Origin of the sequence: Actinoplanes couchii (assembly GCF_016862075.1) — a bacterium.
Lineage (GTDB): Bacteria > Actinomycetota > Actinomycetes > Mycobacteriales > Micromonosporaceae > Actinoplanes > Actinoplanes couchii.
Window position 1 is genome coordinate 20,583 of the sequence record NZ_BOMG01000104.1, and the last position, 21,235, is coordinate 41,817.

General features: G+C 70.1%; 19 protein-coding genes. 10 read left to right on the forward strand and 9 right to left on the reverse strand.

Annotated elements, in window-relative coordinates:
* Positions 1 to 27: 27 nt before the first annotated feature.
* A complete protein-coding gene (locus tag Aco03nite_RS42105; protein ID WP_203806766.1) occupies positions 28 to 1,362 on the forward strand; it encodes a DUF2079 domain-containing protein in 1,335 nt (444 codons plus the stop codon).
* On the opposite strand, the gene Aco03nite_RS42110 is transcribed toward Aco03nite_RS42105, so the two are convergent.
* Positions 1,337 to 2,098: a S1 family peptidase gene (locus Aco03nite_RS42110; RefSeq protein ID WP_239145890.1), complete on the reverse strand. Its 762-nt coding sequence runs from the start codon at positions 2,096 to 2,098 to the stop codon at positions 1,337 to 1,339. The genes Aco03nite_RS42105 and Aco03nite_RS42110 overlap by 26 nt on opposite strands.
* Before the next feature lie 394 nt (positions 2,099 to 2,492).
* Between Aco03nite_RS42110 and Aco03nite_RS42115 the strand changes: the two genes are divergently transcribed.
* Together Aco03nite_RS42115 and Aco03nite_RS42120 are read left to right on the forward strand one after the other, a co-directional pair.
* Entirely contained in the window at positions 2,493 to 7,061 is a 4,569-nt protein-coding gene (locus tag Aco03nite_RS42115) for a family 78 glycoside hydrolase catalytic domain (RefSeq protein WP_203806768.1), read from the forward strand.
* 155 nt (positions 7,062 to 7,216) lie between these two features.
* Positions 7,217 to 7,771, forward strand: coding sequence for a GNAT family N-acetyltransferase (locus tag Aco03nite_RS42120; RefSeq protein ID WP_203806770.1), 555 nt, complete (start codon positions 7,217 to 7,219; stop codon positions 7,769 to 7,771).
* A 162-nt stretch (positions 7,772 to 7,933) separates the two neighbouring features.
* On the opposite strand, the gene Aco03nite_RS42125 is transcribed toward Aco03nite_RS42120, so the two are convergent.
* Positions 7,934 to 8,131: a hypothetical protein gene (locus Aco03nite_RS42125; RefSeq protein WP_203806772.1), complete on the reverse strand. Its 198-nt coding sequence runs from the start codon at positions 8,129 to 8,131 to the stop codon at positions 7,934 to 7,936.
* Positions 8,132 to 8,209: 78 nt separating this feature from the next.
* Here Aco03nite_RS42125 and Aco03nite_RS42130 point away from each other — a divergent pair, with 78 nt between their 5' ends.
* A complete protein-coding gene (locus Aco03nite_RS42130) occupies positions 8,210 to 8,524 on the forward strand; it encodes a hypothetical protein (RefSeq protein ID WP_203806774.1) in 315 nt (104 codons plus the stop codon).
* A gap of 112 nt (positions 8,525 to 8,636) precedes the next feature.
* Entirely contained in the window at positions 8,637 to 9,071 is a 435-nt protein-coding gene (locus tag Aco03nite_RS42135) for a hypothetical protein (protein WP_203806776.1), read from the forward strand.
* Between the two features lie 53 nt (positions 9,072 to 9,124).
* Here the strand turns inward: Aco03nite_RS42135 and Aco03nite_RS42140 are convergent, their stop codons facing one another.
* The 3 genes from Aco03nite_RS42140 to Aco03nite_RS42150 are packed head-to-tail and all read right to left on the reverse strand — an operon-like array spanning position 9,125 to position 12,140.
* On the reverse strand, positions 9,125 to 10,531 hold the full coding sequence (locus Aco03nite_RS42140) for an alpha/beta hydrolase (protein ID WP_239145891.1): 1,407 nt from the start codon (positions 10,529 to 10,531) through the stop codon (positions 9,125 to 9,127).
* Entirely contained in the window at positions 10,528 to 11,247 is a 720-nt protein-coding gene (locus tag Aco03nite_RS42145) for an ABC transporter permease (RefSeq protein WP_203806778.1), read from the reverse strand. Before Aco03nite_RS42145 ends, Aco03nite_RS42140 begins: the two co-directional genes overlap by 4 nt.
* Positions 11,248 to 11,258: 11 nt before the next feature.
* Complete coding sequence (locus Aco03nite_RS42150) at positions 11,259 to 12,140, reverse strand: ABC transporter ATP-binding protein (protein ID WP_203806780.1); 882 nt, start codon at positions 12,138 to 12,140, stop codon at positions 11,259 to 11,261.
* Positions 12,141 to 12,249: 109 nt separating this feature from the next.
* On the opposite strand from Aco03nite_RS42150, the gene Aco03nite_RS42155 reads away from it, so the two are divergent.
* Positions 12,250 to 13,365, forward strand: coding sequence for a sensor histidine kinase (locus tag Aco03nite_RS42155; RefSeq protein ID WP_203806782.1), 1,116 nt, complete (start codon positions 12,250 to 12,252; stop codon positions 13,363 to 13,365).
* A complete protein-coding gene (locus Aco03nite_RS42160; protein ID WP_203806784.1) occupies positions 13,362 to 13,964 on the forward strand; it encodes a response regulator transcription factor in 603 nt (200 codons plus the stop codon). The genes Aco03nite_RS42155 and Aco03nite_RS42160 overlap by 4 nt, the downstream gene beginning before the upstream one ends.
* 14 nt (positions 13,965 to 13,978) lie before the next feature.
* On the opposite strand, the gene Aco03nite_RS42165 is transcribed toward Aco03nite_RS42160, so the two are convergent.
* The 3 genes from Aco03nite_RS42165 to Aco03nite_RS42175 all read right to left on the reverse strand — a co-directional run bounded on the left by Aco03nite_RS42165 (position 13,979) and on the right by Aco03nite_RS42175 (position 17,112).
* Complete coding sequence (locus Aco03nite_RS42165) at positions 13,979 to 14,560, reverse strand: dihydrofolate reductase family protein (RefSeq protein ID WP_203806786.1); 582 nt, start codon at positions 14,558 to 14,560, stop codon at positions 13,979 to 13,981.
* A 110-nt stretch (positions 14,561 to 14,670) separates the two neighbouring features.
* Complete coding sequence (locus Aco03nite_RS42170; RefSeq protein WP_239145892.1) at positions 14,671 to 16,230, reverse strand: serine/threonine protein kinase; 1,560 nt, start codon at positions 16,228 to 16,230, stop codon at positions 14,671 to 14,673.
* Positions 16,231 to 16,515: 285 nt separating this feature from the next.
* Positions 16,516 to 17,112, reverse strand: a complete 597-nt coding sequence (locus Aco03nite_RS42175; protein WP_203806790.1) for a TetR/AcrR family transcriptional regulator — start codon at positions 17,110 to 17,112, stop codon at positions 16,516 to 16,518.
* A gap of 79 nt (positions 17,113 to 17,191) precedes the next feature.
* Here Aco03nite_RS42175 and Aco03nite_RS42180 point away from each other — a divergent pair, with 79 nt between their 5' ends.
* Positions 17,192 to 17,971 (forward strand): SDR family oxidoreductase, encoded by a 780-nt coding sequence (locus Aco03nite_RS42180; RefSeq protein WP_203806792.1) that lies wholly within the window; start codon positions 17,192 to 17,194, stop codon positions 17,969 to 17,971.
* A gap of 386 nt (positions 17,972 to 18,357) precedes the next feature.
* On the opposite strand, the gene Aco03nite_RS42185 is transcribed toward Aco03nite_RS42180, so the two are convergent.
* Positions 18,358 to 18,861, reverse strand: coding sequence for a zinc metalloprotease (locus Aco03nite_RS42185; RefSeq protein ID WP_203806794.1), 504 nt, complete (start codon positions 18,859 to 18,861; stop codon positions 18,358 to 18,360).
* 200 nt (positions 18,862 to 19,061) lie between these two features.
* On the opposite strand from Aco03nite_RS42185, the gene Aco03nite_RS42190 reads away from it, so the two are divergent.
* Positions 19,062 to 19,232 carry a hypothetical protein gene (locus Aco03nite_RS42190; RefSeq protein WP_203806796.1) on the forward strand — a complete coding sequence of 57 codons (171 nt, stop codon included), beginning with the start codon at positions 19,062 to 19,064 and terminating at the stop codon, positions 19,230 to 19,232.
* A gap of 114 nt (positions 19,233 to 19,346) precedes the next feature.
* The gene (locus Aco03nite_RS42195; RefSeq protein ID WP_203806798.1) at positions 19,347 to 21,206 is read left to right on the forward strand and encodes a PI-PLC domain-containing protein; all 1,860 of its coding nucleotides are present in this window, start codon (positions 19,347 to 19,349) and stop codon (positions 21,204 to 21,206) included.
* The last annotated feature ends 29 nt before the right edge of the window (positions 21,207 to 21,235 follow it).

Below are 21,235 nucleotides of genomic sequence, written 5' to 3' on the forward strand. Positions count from 1 at the left end.
TCAGGTGCCGGTGGCCAGGGTCGCCCGATGCGAACAATCGATCGGCCGGTCCGGTGGCTGGCCGCGGCGCTCTTTCTGGCGTATACGACGGTCTCGGTATCGAAACACCTGCGGATTCGTACGACCGGGTACGACCTCGGCATCTTCGAGCAGGGCATCCGCGGGTACGCCGGCGGGGGCGCGCCGCTGTCACCCCTCAAAGGACCCGGTGTCCACCTGCTCGGCGACCACTTCCATCCGCTGCTGGCCGTGCTCGCCCCGCTCTACCGGCTGTTTCCCGGCCCGGGCACCCTGCTGCTCGCGCAGGCCGCCCTGTTCGCGGTGTCCGCGGTGCCGGTGACCCGCCTGGCGATCCGGCGGTTCGGCACCCGCGGCGGCCTGGCGGTCGGCGCCGCCTACGGGCTGTCCTGGGGTGTCCAGCAGGCGGTCGCGTTCGACTTCCACGAGATCTGTCTCGCCGTACCGCTGCTGGCCTTCGCTCTGGAATGCCTGGTCGAGGGGCGGTGGCGGGCCGCGGTGGCGTGGGCGGCGCCGCTGGTGCTGGTCAAGGAGGACCTGCCGCTGACCGTCGCGGCGATCGGCGGCTACCTGATCCTGCGCGGTCAGCGCCGCCGCGGTCTTGCGACACTCGGCGGCGGCGTCGTGGCCTGGCTGCTCATCGTCGGCGTGATCGTGCCGGCGTTCAACCACGATGCCGCATACGCCTACACCTCCGGCGGCGCCCTGCTCACCGAGGTCCCCCGCAAACTGCTGACGGTGGCGATGATCCTGGCACCGACCGCCCTGCTCGCGGCCCGGTCCCCGATCCTGCTGATCGCCCTGCCCACCCTGGCCTGGCGGTTCTGGGCGGCGAACCCGAACTACTGGGGAACCGGCTTCCACTACAGCGCCGTGCTGATGCCGATCGCCTTCGTCGCGATGCTGGACGCGCCGCCGGTTCTGAGCGGGCGGTTCCGCCGGATCGTCCCGGCGTTCTGTCTCGCCTTCGCGCTGCTGTCGACGGCCACGTTGCCGTTCCGGGCGCTGACCGATCCCGCCACCTGGCAGGCCCGGTCCGATCCGGCCGCGGCCGGGGTCCGCCGGATTCTGGAGCGGATCCCGGACGGCGCGGTCGTCGCGGCGAGCAACCGGCTGGCGCCGCAGCTCACCGCCCGGTGCGAGGTCTACCTGTTCCCCGGCTATCCCGGCGATGCGCTGCGGCCCGAGTGGGTGGTGCTCTTCGAGCGGCCGGAGTACGTGTCGTACACCCGCGCCCAGTACCGGACGGTGCTGGCCGGACTACCGGGTCTCGGGTACCGGCAGATCGATTCCGGTCATGGCGTGCTGCTGTTCACCCTTACCCGGCCGTCACGGTCTGGGTGATCCAGTCCTTCAGGTTGTCGACACGGGCGCTGTTCTCCTGCGCCGTGTGCGGGCAGGACGGGCCGTTGCTGACCACCGACACCAGTTCCGGGTCACCGAAACGCGGCTCGGTGAAGAACGGGCCGCCCGAGTCGAACGGGCACGGCGTGGTGTTCGAGGCCGGCGCGAAACCCTCCACCCCGACGATGCTCTGCTGCACGTTCAGGACGGTCAGCTGACCGGTCCGCAGCTGGTTCTCCTGCACCGGGTTGGTGCTGGTCACCGAGCCGTACCCGGTCAGCCGGAGCACGTCGCCGACGGCCGGCGGGGCGTCCGCGACGGCGAGCGGCTCGATGCCCTCGACCGGGGATTCCAGTCTGGCGATCGCCACGTCGGCGGTCGCCGACTGGTGGACTTCGACCACCTCCAGGGCGACACCCTCGCCGTCACCCGTCACGTCGGCCTTGCCGATGGTGGCCACCGTCGAGTCGGCGACCGGCCGGTCCACCCGGACCCCGTTCACGTCCCGGAAACAGTGCCCGGCCGTGATGATCCACTGATCGGTGATCAGGGCACCGGAGCAGCCGCTGTTGCGTTTGCCGCCGGCGGCGGTCGGGATGCCGGTCATCACGAGGCGGGTGGAGAACCGGTACTCACCCTCGGGCACCGGTTCCCCGTTGGCCACGGCGTTCGCCGCACCGACCCCGGCGACGGCGAGACCGGCGACGAGAACCCCACCCAACGACAACGAAATCACGGTACGTAACCGCACAGGTGCTTCCTTCCTCAGGGGAACGTGGCATCGACGAGAGTCTGCACGATCAGCCGGCGGAATGTCCCGCCCGCGAGGCGTCCAAGGTCAAACTAGACATTTTCCCGACATTTGTACGACTGGATGTCACCGTGCGAACGCAGAGGGGAGGCGGGCACTCATAGGCATCGATGATTGCGCCTTCGTGACAGTTTCCGTACTATCGGGTTACCACGTTGCTGAAACGTTTCACCAAGGCTTCTCTGCTCGGCGCGTCCCCCGCGCCGCGACCTCGGCGTACCCGACTCGCGGCCGTTCAGTCACCACGACTTGATCGGAAGGGCGAAAAATGAACCGGGAAACTGGATCGCACCGTCTGCTCGCCGTCCTGATGTGCCTCGTGAGCACACTGGCAGCCACCACCCTCACCGCTGAACCGGCCATCGCGTCCGGCCCGGCGCCGACCGCGACCGGCCTCGCCGTCGAAGGCCTCCCCGGCGCGCTCGGCATCGACACCCCCGCACCCCGCCTCGGCTGGCTGATCGACTCACCACGACGCGGCGTCCTGCAAGCCGCGTACCAGATCCGGGTGGCCTCCACCGCCGCGAAACTGTCGGCCGGCAAGGCCGACGTCTGGGACAGCGGCCGGACGGCCGGCGCCGACTCCACCCAGGTCGCCTACGGCGGCCCCGCGCTCACCTCCGCCACCCGCTACCACTGGCAGGTCCGGATCTGGGACACCGCCGGACGCGGCTCGGCCTGGAGCACACCGTCCTGGTGGGAGACCGGACTGCTGCGCCCCGGCGACTGGCGGGCGAAGTGGATCGGCCGGGAGAGCCCCAGCGCCTCCTGGTCGGACTTCACCCTGGATCTGCGCCTGAGCGTCGTCCGGGACGCGGCGGGTGTCTTCTTCCGCGCGAAGGGCGTCAACGACGCCTACATGTGGCAGCTCGCCGACTTCGGCAACGCCCCGGTCCTGCGCCCGCACGTACGCACCGGCGGCACCTGGCAGCTGCTGAAACAGGTGCCCATCGACGGCGTCGTTGCCCCGGCCGACTTCCACAAACCACACGATTTGCGTATCGAAACCGCGGGCAGCACCATCCGGACCTACGTGGACGGCACCCTGGTCGACACCACCACCGACAGCAGGCGCACCAGCGGGACCATCGGTCTGCGGACCTCCGACGCCGAGTCGGCGGTCTTCCACGCGGTGAGACTCACTGTCGGCGGCAAGGTCGAGATCGACGCCGACCTGACCGCCGGATCAAACCCGTTCACCGCGGGTACGCCCACCGCACAGGGCCTGGCCGTCTCCGGCTCGACACAGGCACTGCTGGCGGACCCGGCCGGAAAACCACTGCTGCGCCGCGAGTTCCACATCGACCGGAAGATCAGCCGCGCCCGGATCTACGCCACCGCGCTCGGGGTCTACGAACTCTCCCTCAACGGCGCCCGCGTCGGCGACCACCAGCTGGCCCCGGGCTGGACCGACTACGCCGAACGCATCCAGTACCAGACCTTCGACGTCACCGGGCAACTCGTCACCGGCGACAACACCCTCGGCGCGATGCTCGGCGACGGCTGGTACTCCGGATCCATCGCCTGGCTCGGCGACAAACTCTACGGCGAACGCCCGGAACTGCTCGCCCAGCTGCACATCGACTACGCCGACGGCACGTCGCAGACGATCGGCAGCGACGGCACCTGGCGGACCGCCACCGGGCCGGTGCTGCGCGGCGACAACGTCCACGGTGAGACCTACGACGCCCGCCTGGACCCGCCGGGCTGGCGCCGCTCCGCCTTCGACGACACCGCCTGGACCGCCGCCACCGTCCGCGACACCACCGCCGACGATCCGACGGCCCGCCTGGTCGCCCAGATCGACCCGCCGGTGAAGGTCACCGGGGAACTGCCCGCGAAGACCGTCACCCAGCCCCGGCCCGGAGTATGGGTCTTCGACCTCGGCCAGAACATGGTCGGCACGGTCCGGCTCAAGGTCACCGGCGACGCCGGCCGGACGGTCCGGATCCGGCACGCCGAGGTCCTCAACCCCGACGGCACCGTCTACACCGCCAACCTGCGCACCGCCCAGGCCACCGACAACTACACCCTCGCCGGTACGGGCGCCGAGGTGTACGAACCCCGGTTCACCTTCCACGGCTTCCGCTACGTCGAACTCACCGGATACCCCGGTACCCCGGCACTGTCCGCGGTGACCGGACGGGTCACCGGGACGGCGGCGCCGGTCACCGGCGAACTGACCACCTCCGACCCGATGATCAACCAACTGCAGAGCAACATCGTCTGGGGCCAGCGCGGCAACTTCCTGTCCGTCCCGACCGACACCCCGGCCCGCGACGAACGCCTCGGCTGGACCGGCGACATCAACGTCTTCGCCGAGACCGCCACTTACAACATGGACTCGCTCAGCTTCCTCACCAAATGGCTGGCAGACCTGCGCGACGCACAGTCCGCCAACGGCGCCTACCCCGACGTCGCACCCCGCAGCTGCTGCGGTGACGGGGCCGCCGGCTGGGCCGACGCCGGGATCACCGTGCCGTACACGCTGTGGAAACGCTACGGCGACACCCGGGTTCTGGCCGACCACTACGACTCGATGCGCCGGTACGTCGACTACCTGCAGGCCACCAGCGACGGCCCGCTGCGCCCGAACGCCGGACCGTACCTGGACTGGCTCAACCTGGACGACCCCACCCCGGCCGGTGTCGTCGGAACCGCGTACGCGGCGTACAGCACCAGGCTCTTCGCCGAGATGGCAACCGCGCTGGGCCGCACCGCCGACGCCGGGAAGTACCGCGCCCGCGCCGACGCCGTCACCGCGGCGTTCGCCGCCACCTACCTCACCGCCGACAACCGCATCCGGGGCGACAGCCAGACCGGCTACGTCCTGGCCCTGAGCATGAACCTGGTGCCCACCGACCGGCGCGACGCCGTCGGCAGACGCCTCGCGGAGCGGGTCGCGGCCCGCGGCCACCACCTGTCCACCGGTTTCCTCGGCACCCCCGACCTGCTGCCCGCCCTCACCGACACCGGCAACCTGGACATCGCCTACCGGCTGCTGCAGAACCGGGACTACCCCTCCTGGGGTTACGAGATCGCCCGCGGTGCCACCACGATCTGGGAACGCTGGGACTCCATCAAACCCGACGGCACCTTCGGCGACGTCGGCATGAACTCCTTCAACCACTACGCCTACGGCGCGGTCGGCGACTGGATGTACCGCACCATCGGCGGCATCCGCCCGGACGACACGGCGCCCGGATACCGGCACGTCACCATCGCACCGCGCCCCGGCGGCGGCCTCACCGCGGCCCGGGCCGCCTACCGCTCCCGGTACGGCCGGATCGTCAGCGACTGGACACTGGACCGGGCCGGGCAGATGTCGCTGAGCGTCACCGTCCCCGGCAACACCACGGCCACCGTCCAGATCCCGGCCGCCAGCCGCTGGTCGGTGACCGAAGGCGGTAAACCCGCGGCCCAGGCCGATGGTGTCCGGTTCGTCCGGATGGCCGGGCCCGACGCGGTGTTCACCGTCGGCGCGGGCACCTACCGCTTCGCCGTCGACACCGTGCGCGGCGACGTCGGCGAGGCCCGCGTCTCCGCCACGAAACTGGCCGGCCTGGCCGCCACACCCCTTTCCAGGACCCTTGCCGGTACGGTCGACGCCGCGGACCGTGGCTACCACTCGGTTCCCGCGGCCACCACCGCCGGTACCGTGCACCTCGCCCTGGGGACGGCTGCCGGCGTCGATCGCTGGATCGCCGCCGAACTCGCGCACGGCCGGATCACCGCGCAGACCGCCGCCGACCTGCGAGCCGTGCTGACCGACGTCCGCACCCGGCTGTCCCGGGTGTCGGCCGCCCTGGTGGGAGCGGTCGCGTCGGTGACCGTACCGGCAGGGAATCCGTTGCCCGGCGACGTCGTCCGCATCGAGGCGACCCTGCAGAACAAGGGCACCACACCCCTGACCGAGGTCCGCATCGCTCTGCCCGCTCCCACGGGATGGACCGTGACACCGGCCGGACCGCCGCCGGCCACATCGGTCCGGCCCGGCGGCACGGTTACCGCCCGCTACGACGTACGCATCGGCGCCGGCCAGCCGCCCGGCACCGCAACCCTGCCCGGCACCGTCAGCTACCGGCGGACCACCGGTACCGCCACGCTGCCGATCAGCGCCGCGCTCACCATCGCACCACCGGTACAGATCAAGGTCACCACCGGGCCGGGCACGGTGGAACCGGGCGGCACCACCACCGTCAGCGTGACGCTGCACAACCGCTCGACGATCCCGGCGCGAGGCGACCTCACCATCACCACCCCGGCCGGATGGCCCGCCGTCCCGGGCCAGCGCTACCAGCTGGCCGCCGGTCAGCAACAGACGGTGGAAGTGCCGGTGGCCGTGCCGTTGACCGTCACCGAGGGCCCCGCGACCCTGACGGCCGCCACCGGCACCGACCCGGCACAGCAGGCCACCACCGAGGTACGGGTCGTCCTCCCGGTGCCGCCCACCGGAGCCGCCGACCACGTCGATCTGGGCGACAGCACCTCGGAGCAGGCCCACCACCTGACGGCCTCGGCCAGCTCGGGCACCAACACCGAGGCCGGCCTGACCCGGCGTTACACCCAGCAGGGCGTAGCCGGCGCCCACTTCGAGTTCGACCTGGCGATCACACCCGGCCGCCCGTTCGTGCTCCGGGCCGTCGAGACCTACAACCAGCCGCAGACCAAGGACTACGACATCCTGATCGACGGCGTCCCGGTCCACTCGCGCTCCCATCAGCGCACCACCGCCGGGGAGGGTGTCGTGGGTTACCAGATCCTGGTGGACCGCCCGGACTTGACCACGAATGCAACAGTGCGGGTCCGGTTCCAGGAGGACCCGGACGGACGGAACTACGACCCCTCCATCGCCGATGTCTGGTCACTACCGGTGACCGCCGACTGAACCTGTGGCTCGCGGGAGGGCGCCGATCGCCGGTGTGGCGCCCTCCCACACGCCGAACTCCGTGATGTCGCGTCACCCCGGCACCCCGGTTCAGCCCTTGTCGTCCTGCGTTCGGTCGGCTGGTCTTGAAGCTGCTCCGACTGTTTACTGAGTCGATGGGTGCGCAGTGGCCGGTCCGGGCGCCGACCGATCCTGTCCTGACACGGCGCCTCGTCCTGTCACCGGTCGAGCACAACGATGTCGACGACCTCGCCCTGCTGTACAGCGACCCGGTGGTCGCGTATTGGACCGGGCCCTGGACCCGCGAGGCGGTGAAGGAATGGACCGCGACCATGGTCGCCCGGTGGACGGCGGACGGGGTGGGTAAGTGGATGGCGCACGCCCGGTCGGACGGGTCGCTCGTGGGGCGCGGTGGCTTCACCCGCTTCGACCTGGCCGGCGAGACGGTGCTCGAGCTCGGCTGGGCGGTACGCGATGCCCGCACGAGCCGCGGCTATGCGACGGAGCTCGGCCGGGCAGCGCTCGCCTGGGCGGCTACCCACCGGCCCGACCTGCCGATCGTGGCGTTCACCGAGGTACACAACCGTGCCTCACGGACGGTGATGGAGCGGCTCGGGATGCGGCTTACCGGCACGATCCGGCGTGACGGACTCATCGAGGGCCGGACCGGCATACACCCGGACGCCCCTTTCGCCCTCTACCGGCTCTGAACCTCTGGAGTTCGGGCGATACCCAGAGGGCGAAGCAGGTGTCGCCGCTACCCCTCGACCCGAAACGAAGGTGGGGCTCGCGGAGCGCAGGCGGGCCACGCCGATCGCGGACCAGCCCTGCCTGGTGGCCGGGAATGGCGACACGGCAGTCAAGGCGTTTGATCAAGCATCCCGGCCCGCCGACCACCCCAGCCGGCCGGCCGAGGACACCGGTTCGCCGCGACCGAAGAGCCGGGAGAACGCGGCGTTCCAGCCGCCGGGGCCGGTCGCGCTGTTCGGTGTCACCCGGTCGGTGGCGGTGACCGTCGGCTGCGCGGCCGCATCCCGCGCGTGGGGGAGGTTGCGAGGCCTGGAGATCACTATGGTTCCCGCAATGACGCTGCTGAATGGCTTCGAATGGAGCGAGCACGTCACTCACCGATCCGGGAAAGGGAGAAGATGAGGAAAAGCAGAATCGCCACCGGTGTCATCGCGGTCGCCATCGTTGCCGGAGGCCTGCTGACGTCCGCGCCGGCGTCGGCGGCGGCGCCGGTGTCCGCGCAGAGCCAGATGGCGGCTGAGACCTGCAACGATGTCATGTTCTACTCCAGCAACTGGGTGTACAGCCTCAACAATGGCGTGCGGCCTTACCCCGACAACCCCTCGGCCCAATATGAACTGCTCGTGGTGATGTCTCGCGCCTACCAGGGCGAGGCCGGGTACCTCGCGGGAGAATGGGCCCGACGCGTCAGAGTCTCCTGTCTTATCGGCTGATCACCGACTGTTTCCTGGGCGAGGCTCCGGGCAAGGAGGATCCGGTGTCCTTCTTGGAGTCTCGCCTTCATCAATTGTTCTTGGCGTCACCACTCATAGGGAGTATGCCGACATGAAGAGCGAGGTTCTGCGGCACAGTTTCACCGTCCCGGCGTCGCCGGGTGTGGTCGTCTCACACCTTCTGGAGCCGCAGAGTTACGTCGGGCTCAACGGGTTCGTCGTCGCCGTCCGGGACATCCGGGAGGAGGACGGCTTCACCGCCTACACCGCGATCGAGCGCCTGCCGGTCCTCGGTTTCCACTTCGACGGCCGGCTGCGGGTCCGGGTCCGGGGCGAGCGGGACGGCACGCGGTTCGTGATGGAGGTCGGCACCCGAGGGGGAGTGGGGGTGCGGATCGTCACCGATGTCTCTCCCGCGCCCGAGGGGACGCTGGCCGAGGACACGATCACGTTGACCGCGGCGGCTCCGGTGCGGTGGTATGCCCGCAAGCAGGCTCGGGCCGGCCAGCTGCAACGGGCCGAGACGCTGGCGGCACGGTTTTCCTGACAGGAGGCGGCCTCAGTGAAGGCCGCCTCCTGTCAGAACGAGTCAGGTCATGATCAGCAGCGGACGTCGTGGGCCGGCCGTTTTCCGGTGGTCAGGAACGTCTCGGTGATGGTGTCGGCGCACCGGTTCTTCAGTTCCAGGTAGGCCAGGTGCCCGCCCTGGTCGGCGGTGACCAGGCGGGCCCGGTCACCGAAAGCCTTACGGAGCTGCACCGCTCCGGCCAGCGGGGTGGCCGGGTCACGCAGGTTGTGCAGGATCAGGATGTTCGACGGGCCATGGTCGGTGATGGTCACCGGAACGGCCGACGTGGGCCAGAACGCGCACGGCGTGATGTTCGCCCCGGCCGCACCGAACAACGGCCAGCGCTTGCGGTCCTGCTCCACGGCCCGGCGGTAGTGCCCCACCGAGGACGGCCAGTCCGAGTCGTTGCAGATCACGTGCATCTGACTGGCCAGATAGTTGTCCGTAGAAGGCAACCCCGGGTCGCTGGGTGCGGGCAACGGCGCGCCGGTGTCCAGGATCTGCCATTTGGTGGCGAGGGCCGGGAACTCCCGGTCGTAGTACAGGTCGGCGAAGGTGATCTGCCGGAACAGCCGGCCGTCGATGCCCTCGGGGCGGGGCGTGGCGTCGAGCTTGGCGGCGATCTCGAGATACTTGGCCCGTACCGCAGCCGGGGTTGATCCCAGGCCGTAGGACGGGTGGGCCGCCACCCATTTCGCGAAGTCGGGGAAGCGCTCCTCGACGCCGCGGCCGAAGAGCCGGGAGAACGTGGCGTCCCAGCCGCCGGGCCCGGTCGCGCTGTCCAGCATCACCCGGTCGGTGGTGTGCGGGAACATCGTCGCCCACACCGAACCCAGGTAGGTGCCGTAGGACGGGGCGAAGTACGACGCCGTGCGTTCGCCGAGGGCCTGCCGGACCCGGTCGAGGTCACGGGCGGTGTTCGCGGTGGAGATGTGCGGGATCAGCCGGGCGGTCGGCGACTGGGCGCATTTCTCGGCGATGGTGCGGGCCCGCGCCGCGTCGGTGGTGACGTCGGCCTGGTTCCGGGCGTACGGCGGAATGTTGGAGAAGAACTCGTCGCTCGGGAGATCGCAGGTCACCGGGCTGCTGTGGTCGACCCCGCGAGGATCCATGCCGATCACGTCGTACGTGTCGAGGATGCTTTGTGACATGCCGAGGGTGCGCAGGTAGGCGGGGAACGCCAGCCCGGGCCCGCCCGGTCCGCCCGAGTTGGTCAGCAACACACCGTGACGCTTGGTCGTGTCGGTGCTCTTCATCCGGGAGATCGCGATCTCGATCGTCTCGCCGCCGGGATCGCCGTAGTCCAGCGGGACGTCGAGGGTGGCACATTCGACGCCGGGCGCGGTGGCGTTTTCTGGACAGTCACCCCACTGCAGCGCGGGTGTGGCCGGGGCCGGCCCGAGCAGCAGGGACATCGACAGCAGTGCGTGCAGCATCATCGGCGGGGCTCCCAGCGGAACATGCGGACGGCGAACGTGACGGCGACGACGACCCAGGCGAGGGTGGGCGCGAGCAGGATCAGCGAGTCGGACAGGGCGACCCCGCCGTTCCACGCGTTGAGCATCAGTTCGGTGGCGGCACCGCCCGGGAGCAGCCGTTTCACCAGTTCCAGGTTTTCCGTGCCGGTGATGCCGACCCAGCTCGCCACCGCGATCACGCCGAGGCTGACCGGCAGCGTGGTCACCTGGGCGTGCTCCGGCGAGTTGGTGACCCCGGCGGTCGCCAGCGCGAGGCCGATCATCATGGCCATGGTGGCGAGGACGGCCAGGATCAGCAGTCCCACATTGTCCGGCCGCCCCGCGACCAGACCGAAAACGATCAAGATCCCGCTCACCTGTACGAGGGACAGCACGGTCGCCGGAGCAACCAGCCCCGCCAGGATCCCGGCGTCGGACACGGCCGTCGACCGCAGCCGTTTGAGGAACAGGTTCTGCCGTCGCGAGGCGAGGGTCGTCACGGTCGACGTGTAGAGACCGAACGCGCCGACGGTGAACAGCACGACCGCGGCGATGTAGCCGAGGCTGCCGAGCTGCGCGAAGATCTCGTGCCGGTAGACGAAGAACGCACTGACCGCGATCGGCATGACGAAGCTGGTGACCAGCACGAGGCGGTTCCGGAAGATCTGGACCAGCTCGGAACGGGCGATGGTGAGCATGACTGCCTCTCTCAGGATTCGATGGCGCGGAAGACGTCGTCCAGGCGGGTGGCGCCGGCCGACAGGTCACTGAGCTCCACGGCGTGATCCTGGGCCCACGCCAGCAGCAGGTGCAGGTCCTTCTGCAGCTGGAACGTCTCGATCCGCACCACGCCGCCGGCCCCGGCCACACCCGGCAGCGGCAGTGCCGGCGCGGCGCCCGGCAGCGTGAACGTGATGACGGCCGGCAGCGTGCGGGTCAGTTCGGCGACCGTGCCCTCCCGGTGGAACACGCCCTGGTGCATCAGCCCGATCCGGTCGGCACGCTGCTGCGCCTCCTCCAGGTAGTGGGTGGTCAGCACGACCGTCGACCCGTCCTCCCGCAGCCGGTCCACCGCCTGCCACAGGTCGTCGCGGGACTGGATGTCCAGGCCGGTGGTCGGCTCGTCCAGGAAGATCAGTTCCGGGGCGCCGTACACGGCGGTCGCGAAGTCCAGGCGCCGTTTCTCCCCGCCGGACAGCTGCCCGACCACAGTCTTCGCCTTGCCGGTCAGGCCGACCACGCCGAGCACCCGGGCCACGTCGTCGTCGCGCCGGGTCAGCCGGCCGATCAGCGCCACCGACTCGCGGACCGTCAGATCGGGGGAGAAGCCGCTCTCCTGCAGCATGATCCCCATCCGGGGCCGCACCGCCGCCCGGTCGCGGGGGCTGTGCCCGAACACCCGCACCGCGCCCGACGTCGGCGTCCGGTGCCCCTCGACGGTCTCCAGGGTCGAGGTCTTGCCGGCGCCGTTCGTGCCGAGCAGGGCGTACAGTTCCCCGGCCCGCACCTGGAACGACAGGTCCCGGACGGCGTGGAAGTCACCGTACTTGAGGTTGAGACGTTCGACTTCGATGACTGGCGATGTGGACATGACTCGATGACATCAACTCAGCCCTATGTGACGTCAGTGTCGCCGTGTCACGTCGACACATGACGTGGTGTCACTACTGGCCTCGTGATCGACCGGAAATACTGGACCGGTGAGAGCGGGAGCGTTGCGGATCACCGAGGCCACCCAGGGGCGGCTTCGGCGGCTCAACCTGTACAGCGCGATGCCGCCGCTGCTGCTGGCCGCGTTCGTGGTGGTGGCGGTCGACTCGCGGACCTGGTGGCACGTGGTGGTGCTGACGCCCGGGGTGATCGCGGCGCTCGTCGCGTTCGAACGGTGGACCGCCAACGACATCGGCCGGGTCGCGGTGCCGTGTGTCCTGGTCGCCGCCGCGGTGTGGCCGGTCGGCGCGCTCGTCATCGGCGCCCCGAACTCGTACTGGGGCCTGACCAGCGCGGCGTCGATGGCGATTCCGCGCCTGCCCCGGTACCGGGCGGTGGCCGCGGTCGCCCTGATCGGGTACGTCGCCGCGTTCGGAGCCGCCCGGCTGCTGACCGACAGCGCCGCCCTGCGCGGCTACCTGCTGTACCCGACCGCGGTCACCGTGCTGGTCGTGGTGCTGTCGTTCGTGGGCGAGCGGTTCTACGACGTGGTGCAGGAACTCGAACTGTCCCGGGAACGGGAGGCCGAACTCGCCGTCATCCGCGAGCGGGTGCGGTTCGCCGGCGACCTGCACGACATCCAGGGCCACACCCTGCACGTGGTCAAACTGAAGACGGCGCTCGCCCGCAAGCTGGTGCACACCGACCCGGGGCGGGCCGAGGAGGAGCTGAGCGAGATCCACGCGCTGGTCAGTGACACGATCAGACAGACCAAGGAGTTGGCGTACGCCCAACGAAGGCTCAATCTGTCGGCCGAGCTGGAGAACGCCAAGAACCTGTTCGAGGCCGCCGGGATCCGGGTCCGGGTCACCCGCGTGCCGGAGACCGACGAGCGGGTGAGCGAGATGCTCGGCCAGGTGCTGCGCGAGACGACGACCAACATCCTGCGGCACGCCCAGGCCACCGAGGTGCGCATCGACCTGACCGCGTCGGGCATCACGATCGTCAACGACGGCGCGGTGGGCGGACCCCCGCAGCTGCGGGGCCTGTCCGCATTACGGCAACGGATCGTGACCGATGGGGGAGAACTGACCGTGACGACAGCAGGGGAGTCGTTCACCACGGCCGCCTCGTTCCCCTCGTTTCCCCGAGCGGGTGCGCGATGACGAGCGTGGTGCTGGCCGACGACGAGGCGCTGCTGCGCAAGGCCCTCGCCGCCCTGCTCCCCCTGGAGGGCGACATCACCGTGCTGGCCGAGGCCGCCGACGGGGCGTCAGCCGTCGCGGCGACCGTGCGGCACGAGCCGGACGTGCTGGTGATCGACCTGGAGATGCCCGGCGTGGACGGCCTGGAAGCGGTCGCCGAGATCCGCCGGACCCGCCCCGGCCAGACGATCCTGATGCTGACCAGGCACGCCCGTCCCGGCGTACTGCGCAAGGCCTTGAAGTTGGGGGTGCAGGGTTTCGTCTCCAAATCCGCCGACCCGTCCCACATCGCGACGGTCATCGCCACCCTGCACACCGGCCGCCGCTGGATCGACCCGGACGTGTCCGCACTGGCCGTGATCGACGACTGCCCGCTGACCGACCGCGAACTGGACGTGCTGCGGGCGACCGGCGAGGGCTATTCGGCAGTCGACATCGCGGCCCGCCTGCACCTGGCCCAGGGCACGGTCCGCAACTACCTCTCCAGTGCCATGCAGAAGACCCAGACCACCACCCGCCACGAGGCGGCCCGCTACGCCCGGGAACACGACTGGCTCTGAAACGCCCGGATCGGTCAGCGACGCACCCGATGCCGCAGGTGGAGTACCCGGTCGCCCTGAATGACCACATCGGGATCTTCCAGCAGGACCTGCGCGTGAACTGACCCGAAGTAGCGTTTGCCGGCGCCCAGCACGACGGGCACGACGTCCATCCGCACCTCATCGACCAAGCCCGCGGCAAGCACCTGGCCACCGACGTCGCCGGCGGCAACCTCGACCGTGCGATCACCCGCGAGCTCCTGCGCCTTGGCCATGGCTGCCACAATGCCGTCGACGAAGTGAAACGGGGCTGCGGCATCCCAGCCGTCGGGCGGCGGCCGGTGCGTCACGACGACCACGTGATCGATGCCGCTCGGCGGCGTTCCGTCCCAGCCGTCCGTCATGTCGAAGACGTGCCGGCCGGCGACCGTCACCCCGATCTCGTCCCAGTACGGGCGGATGTAGTCGTAGGACTTCTGCGACACCTTCACCACGCCGCTGTCGTCCAGCGGGACGTCACCGCTGGTCAGCCAGTCGAACAACGGTCCGGGTCGGTCGTTCTCGTCCGCGACGAAACCGTCCACCGACACCGAGGCGTACATGACCACTTTGCCCATGGAACGCTCCTCTGCTCGAGATGCCGTGAGACTAGCGGAGGATCACGATGAAACATGCCGCCGGCGCGGGCGGCAGCGACCCTCCCGCGACCAGGGCCGGTTCGTGCCGCTCAGGCCACCAGGCGGAAGCTCTGGGCGGCGGAGCCGTTGCAGCTGAACTGCCACAGCTGGACCGCCTTGCCGGTGCCACCCTCGGGGACGTCGATGCACTTGCCGCTGAACTTGCTGACGAAATGGAAGTATCCGTTGCCCTCGGACACCGCCTTCCACTGCTGCCGGCCGTTGTAGGGCCAGATCTGGATCAGCGCCTTGTCGGCCGGTGACTGGTCCTTGACGTCCAGGTGTTTGCCGGTGTCGAGCTGGGTGGCGATCCGCAGGAAACCGCCGTCGGTCTCGGTGAACAGGAAGCTCTGTGCCTCGCTGAAGTTGCAGGTGAACTGTTGGACCGGCGCCCGGTCGGCGCTGCTCGCGCCGCGGATGTCCAGGCACATGCCGCTCTTCTTGTTGACCACCCGGTACCAGCCGTTGTCAGCGATCGTCGTCACCGGCGGCGCGGCCTGCGCCGAGGCTTTCGCGGGGACCGAACGTGACGGCGTCACCCGTGCGTGACTTCGGGCCTCAGCGGGTGCGGCGGCCTTGGACGAGGGCATTGCACTGGCGGGATGCGGAGACGACGACGCCTCCGCGGAGATCGACGCCACGGGCACGTCGGCCGGTGGCAGGGCCTCCTTTTCGGTCCGGTCTCGGGCCGACACGCCATAGGCGACCGAGCCCAGCGCCAGTACGGCGGTCACCGCCGCCCCGATCACCAGTGGCCGCCGCCGTCCGCCGGCACTCGGCGCCTCTGCCATCGGGGCGGGGTTTTGCCCGGCCGCCACCGCACGGAGCATCCGCTCGGCCGTCGCCGCGTCGGCCCGGTGTGCCGGATCCTTCTGCAGGAGCGCTTCGAGGACCGGCCGCAACTGCCCGGCCCGGGCCGGGGGACTCGGCGGTTCGGTGCCGGCCAGCGCGGCAAGCGTCGCGGCCTGCGACGATTTCGAGTACGGCGGACGGCCCTCGACCGCCGCGTACAGCGTCGCCCCGAGCGACCAGAGGTCCGACGGCGGCCCGAACGGCAGGTCGAGCGCACGTTCCGGCGCCATGTAGGACGGCGAGCCGAGCACCACCCCGGTCGTGGTCACCGAAGCGTCGCCGGACATGACCGCCAGCCCGAAGTCGGTCAGCACCACACGCCCGTCGTCGGCCAGCAGGATGTTGGCCGGTTTGACGTCGCGGTGCAGCAGCCCGGCCCCGTGCGCGGCCCGCAGCGCGGCGAGCACGGTCAGCCCGATCGTGGCGGCCTGCCGTGGCGCCATCGGCCCGTCCGCGCGGACCACCTCGAACAGCGACCGGGCCTTGATCAGCTCCATCACGATCCACGGCTGGTCCCGCTCGTGCAGGACGTCGATGACCCGGACCACGTTCGGATGCTCGACCCGGGTGATCGCCTGAGCCTCCCGGATCACCCGATGGCGCAGCTCGTCCCGCTCGGCCGAGCCCAGGCCCCGCGGCGTGAACATCTCCTTGATCGCCACCTCACGACCGAGCAGCTCGTCGTGTGCGGCCCAGACCCGCCCCATCCCACCTTCGCCGATGACCTCCACCAGCCGATAGCGTTGGTTGAGCCTCATGGGTGACGATGTCACGTTCTCCTCCGGAGGACCCACGCAAAGACCGAGATCATATCCATTGAGTACGGATGACCGGCCGGTGTACCCCGGGCCCGCGCCGCTCGCTCACCGCTTTTTGCGGGGAGCGTCACCAGGCCCGGAGGCAGCCGGCGGCAGAGCGAACCAGTAGTTCACGGTCGGGCCCTGCGTGGCCAGACCCGCGCCCATCGACTCGTAGAGGCCGCGCGCGGCCGCATTCGCTTCGCCGGCCTCCATGAACGAGCGCAACAGCCGGCGACCGGCGTATTACGCGCCGGTGTGCCCGGGCTGGAGCGCGATGCCGTCGATCGCCGCATCGGCGATGCGGTTCAAGGTCTTCGTGTCCACTCCTGACTTGAGGAGCGCTTCGAGTCCGCGATGGGTGGCGAGGACGAGCCCGCCGAGCGCCGCCGGGTCGGCGGCCGGATCGATGTGCCCGGCGCGTTGGGCCTGCTCGACGAGGAGGCGGCAGCTCTCCAGCAGCGTTTCGTAGGCCGCGAGCGATCGGGCCGCGATGGCGTCGTCCTGCCACGCCAGTTCGGCGGTGGTCTTCGCCAGCAGGCAGCCCCGCCGGTCGGACCAACCCTCCGGAGTGGTGAGCCAGGCGCGGAGGCGGTCGAGCGCCTGATCCTCCGGGCCGTCGACCCGAGCGGCGGCGCCCTGGTCGGAGCCGTCGCAGTACTCCTCGAAGACGCGCCGGAACAGCGTGTCCTTGTCACCGAACGCGCTGTAGAGGCTGCCCTTGCTGAGCCCTGTCACGCGGGAGAGGTCCTCGACCGAGGTGCCGTGGTAGCCGGTCTCGTTGAACTGCCGGCGCACGGCGACCAGCACGTCGTGCTCATCGAACTTTCGTGGACGCCCCATGACCCCACCCTACGCCGTTCTGAACACTGGTTCAAAAAGGTTCTGGACGTACGTTCAAAATTATGCCTATTCTGAACGAATGTTCAAAACCCTGGTTCCCGCAGACATCACCGAGTTCGCCGGCAAGCGCGCGATCGTCACCGGCGGCTCCCGCGGCATCGGCGCGGCCATCGTGCAGCGGCTGCTCGACGGCGGCGCGAGCGTCGTCACCACGGCCCGCACCGCCACCGGCGAGACCCCCAAGGGCGCCACCTTCATCCCGGGCGACATCAGCACCCTCGGCGGCGTTCAGGCGTTCACTGGGGCGGCGCTGCGCGAACTCGGCGGGGTCGACATCATCGTGAACAACGCCGCCGCGGCCCGCACCCACCTCGGCGGCATCGCCACCATCCCCGACGAGGAATGGCTCGACGCCCTGCACCTCAACTACCTGTCCGCCGTACGGGTCAACAACGCGCTGCTGCCGGCGCTGCGCGAGGCCGGAGCGGGCAGCGCGATCGTCAACATCTCGTCCGGAGCGGCGATCCTGCCCGGCCCGCCGCTGGCCCATTACGCCGCCGCCAAGGCCGCGCTCAACACCTACGGCAAGGCACTCGCCGCCGAGCTGGCACCGGCCGGGATCCGCGTCACCACGATCATGCCCGGCAACGTGCTGACCCCCGGCGCCGACGCGATCCGCCAGAACTTCGCCGACGCGATGGGTGTCGAGCTCGCCGCGACCACGGCAGGCATCCCGCTGGGCCGCCCCGGTGACCCGCGGGACATCGCCGAGGCCGTCGCCTTCCTCGTGTCGGACCGGGCCCAGTGGATCACCGGCACCAGCCTGAACATCGACGGCGGCGAACTCCCGGCCATCTGAGCCCTCCGCCCGGCCTCCGTTGCCGGGCCAGGACGGCTGATCGTCGTCGTCGAGAGTCTTGGCGGCCAGTGTGCCGGCGAGCGCACCCACTTCGTCATCCGGCGGACCAGCTCTGATCCCGGGTTCTTGGTTTGTAGTAGGCCGCGGTCGAACTTCAGCCCGGCATCGTCGCCCGAGGTGGCACCGTCCCACGTGAGGTGGCAGAAGTCCGGCCGGCGCGGTGCGCCGGCCGGGATCGTCAGTTCGGGCTCGTCGCGTACCAGCGCATCGATCTCGGCATCCAGGATCGGGTACCGCTCACTGTCGAACCAGAACAACGCCCGGGTGATGTGCAGGTCGTAGCCCATACCGGCGATCATGGCAGGCCCGCCCGCCGGGCGGTCGGGTCACCACTTGGCCAGCATCGCCCGCTCGGATTTCGTGAAGGTGCGGGCCGGCAGTTGTTTGTTGCGGCATCGGTAGTCGGGCCACATCCGCGAGGTGCACCGGGAGTTGTGCCGCGCCCCGTTGGCGTGGCCGAGCTCGTGGTCGATGATCGACCGCCGGGTGTGCCAGTTCTTGCGGGCGAGCGTCGCCGAGAGGCGGATCACGGTGGTCTTGCGCCCGGGGGTCCAGCTGGTCCACGCGCCGTACCCATGGGTGGCATTGCTGCGGATCACCCGGATGCAGCGGGATCCGGTCCGGCATCGCCCCAGGCGCATGTCCGAGCCAGTGTACCTGTCGACGAACGAGATCGACGAACGCAGCGCGGAGTCGAACCGGGCGCCGACGTGTTCCTCGACGTAGACGATCGGGGTTCCCAGCAGGCGCGGGGTGGTCCACAAGGGGTCGCCGGCAAGCGCGGGGGAGGGGGCCAGGGTGGCCGAAGCGGCGGCCAGAACAAGTGTCATGGACACACCGAGGAACCGGGACGAGCGCGTCTTCACGAGGGCGGGTGGCCTTCCAAATAAGAGTAGGGCGAGCCACTACCCCGCCATTGATCAACTTAATCTCTGGCGGCAGCCGGTCCGACGGCGGCATCTGATGGTCTGAACTGGTATATAAAGTGCGAATGGTGACAGTGGGTTCCGAGTGTTTCGGAGAGTGGACGATGAGGACAGCGATCCGGCGCCAGTTGACGCGCCGGCATGCCATCCGCATGCTCGGCGCCTCGATGATCGCCCTGAGCATCGGATCGGCCGCGAGCCGGAAAGCCGCCGAAGCCGCCCGCGAACGGCGGATCGAGTGGCACCAACCCGACTGGCGCTGGCTGACCATGTGACAGCCCCAGCCGGCTGCGGCAGCTACCGGCCGGATCTTGATCGATGGTCAAGCGTCGATCGGTGCGGCATCATGGCCGAAAGGTCCGGATCGGGATGCCGCGAACGGAGATCTGGTGAAAAAGACGTCGCCGCCGTGGTGGGACGAGGTACACGAGGCGGCACAACTGCTGGCCTCCCGGCTGAACGCCCTGGTGACGATGGCCGCGCAGACCGGCGTCTACCGGCCGCCGCCCGGCACCCCCGAGCCGCGCCGCCGCCGTCGGCCCGCCTCCCTGCGGCACCTCGCCGAGGTGATCCGGGCCCACCGGCTGGCTCCCGGCATGTCCATGGACAAGGACGACGTCGCGGCGATCCTCGCCGGGGATCCACGATGGGTCACCGATCCGGTTCCGGTCCTCGCGGTCGCCCGCGCCGCCCACCTCATCGCCGGTACGCCCCTCGACGACGCCGACGCCGACCGGCTCGCCGTGGCGGCCGCCCACGTGTCGGTGCTGCTCGACGCGGCCCGCGACGCCGACGAGCGCGTGAGCGACCTGGTGCCGGTCACCCGCCCACAGGCGGAACCCGTGGTCATCGACGCCTACTTCACCACCCGCCGGCCCGTACGCCGCAAGGCTCTGATCGTGGGCGCCGTCGGTGTCCTGGTGCTCGCCGGATTCGCGGCCGTCGCGGGTTTCCGCAGCGTGACCCGGGAAGCACCGCCGCCGGTGGTGGCACCGCCGGCCGCGGCGGGCTCGGTGACACCCCTGGGCCACGCGGACGCCCGCGACGACTACCTCAACCCGCGGCCGGTACGCGACGCGCTCGACCACGGGTTCACCGGCCTCGACACCGACGTCGTCCTGCACGACGGCACCCTGCTGCTCTGCCACCACATGGACGGCGACGTCTGCAAGGACCCGCGCGACAACCGGATCACCGCGAAACCCTTCGACACGACCTACCTCCAGGCCCTGAAGACCCGGGTGGACACCCACGACGGCCGGGTGTACCCGGGATTCCACCAGCCGGTCCTGCTGTTCGTCGAGATCACCTGCGTGACGGCCGTGACCGGCTGCGCCCTGCCGGCCGACCCGGCCGCGGCGGCCACCGACCCGAACAATCCGCTGGTGGTCGCCCGCGCGATCATGGACGCGCTGATCCCGTACCGCAAGATGCTCTTGCACGTCGATGGGACCGCACGGCGCTGGGGCCCGGTGCAGGTGGTCCTCACCGGCGACCACAACAACGACCGGCTGCCCACCGGAACCACCGGCGACGACTCGGTCCGCGGACTGCTCGCGCGGCAGCCCGACACCTACACGTTCCTCGACGGAACCTTCGCCGTCGACCGGGACCAGCACAACGCGGACCTGGTCCCGGTGATCAGCTTCCCGAACCCCGTCACCGGCGCGAACTGCACGGCACCCGGCGGGCAACCGATCCAGCTGGAGCACTGGGACGACGTCTTCAAAGCCCAGACCACCGGCCATCATGTACGGGTGTGGGATCCGCGGGACTGCACCGACCGCACCCACTTCTGGACCGACGCCCTCTACGGCGGCGTCGACTACCTCAGCAGCAACCACCTGGCCCTGCTCGGCGACTGGCTCACCACCAACGCCGCCGGGGGCGGTGGGGGAGACTGCGCCGTCGCCGCATGGATCCCGGACCAGCGGCTCAACGGCCAGTACTGCACCCTCACCACCGGCGAGGTGCCGGTGATGAGCCGCCCCGACCCCAACTCCGCCCCCGCCGGAGCACTGGCCGACGGCGGCCGCACCTGGTTCCTGGGCCAGCGACCGGGCGAGCCCCACACCTACCGGTCCCTGCACAACTTCTGGTGGGCCTACACCCGGGCCGACAACGGCGAATGGGGCTGGGTCTCCCTGGTCCACTTCACCGACGGTGTGCTCGACCAGTCCGCCGAAGGCCTGCAGTACAGCTGCTACGACGCCCGCCCCGGCGAAGACGCCGACTGCCACCCCCTCTGAGCCCCGCACGGCAGGGCGGGCCACGGCTC

What these genes read in the sequence shown, in the direction of transcription:
- Aco03nite_RS42105 (WP_203806766.1), top strand. Translation starts at nt 28, where the DNA reads ATGCGAACAATCGATCGGCCGGTCCGGTGGCTGGCCGCGGCGCTCTTT.
- Aco03nite_RS42185 (WP_203806794.1), bottom strand. Translation starts at nt 18,861, where the DNA reads ATGACACTTGTTCTGGCCGCCGCTTCGGCCACCCTGGCCCCCTCCCCC.
- Aco03nite_RS42165 (WP_203806786.1), bottom strand. Translation starts at nt 14,560, where the DNA reads ATGGGCAAAGTGGTCATGTACGCCTCGGTGTCGGTGGACGGTTTCGTC.
- Aco03nite_RS42160 (WP_203806784.1), top strand. Translation starts at nt 13,362, where the DNA reads ATGACGAGCGTGGTGCTGGCCGACGACGAGGCGCTGCTGCGCAAGGCC.
- Aco03nite_RS42120 (WP_203806770.1), top strand. Translation starts at nt 7,217, where the DNA reads ATGGGTGCGCAGTGGCCGGTCCGGGCGCCGACCGATCCTGTCCTGACA.
- Aco03nite_RS42135 (WP_203806776.1), top strand. Translation starts at nt 8,637, where the DNA reads ATGAAGAGCGAGGTTCTGCGGCACAGTTTCACCGTCCCGGCGTCGCCG.
- Aco03nite_RS42170 (WP_239145892.1), bottom strand. Translation starts at nt 16,230, where the DNA reads ATGAGGCTCAACCAACGCTATCGGCTGGTGGAGGTCATCGGCGAAGGT.
- Aco03nite_RS42130 (WP_203806774.1), top strand. Translation starts at nt 8,210, where the DNA reads ATGAGGAAAAGCAGAATCGCCACCGGTGTCATCGCGGTCGCCATCGTT.
- Aco03nite_RS42145 (WP_203806778.1), bottom strand. Translation starts at nt 11,247, where the DNA reads ATGCTCACCATCGCCCGTTCCGAGCTGGTCCAGATCTTCCGGAACCGC.
- Aco03nite_RS42140 (WP_239145891.1), bottom strand. Translation starts at nt 10,531, where the DNA reads ATGATGCTGCACGCACTGCTGTCGATGTCCCTGCTGCTCGGGCCGGCC.
- Aco03nite_RS42190 (WP_203806796.1), top strand. Translation starts at nt 19,062, where the DNA reads ATGAGGACAGCGATCCGGCGCCAGTTGACGCGCCGGCATGCCATCCGC.
- Aco03nite_RS42150 (WP_203806780.1), bottom strand. Translation starts at nt 12,140, where the DNA reads ATGTCCACATCGCCAGTCATCGAAGTCGAACGTCTCAACCTCAAGTAC.
- Aco03nite_RS42180 (WP_203806792.1), top strand. Translation starts at nt 17,192, where the DNA reads ATGTTCAAAACCCTGGTTCCCGCAGACATCACCGAGTTCGCCGGCAAG.
- Aco03nite_RS42175 (WP_203806790.1), bottom strand. Translation starts at nt 17,112, where the DNA reads ATGGGGCGTCCACGAAAGTTCGATGAGCACGACGTGCTGGTCGCCGTG.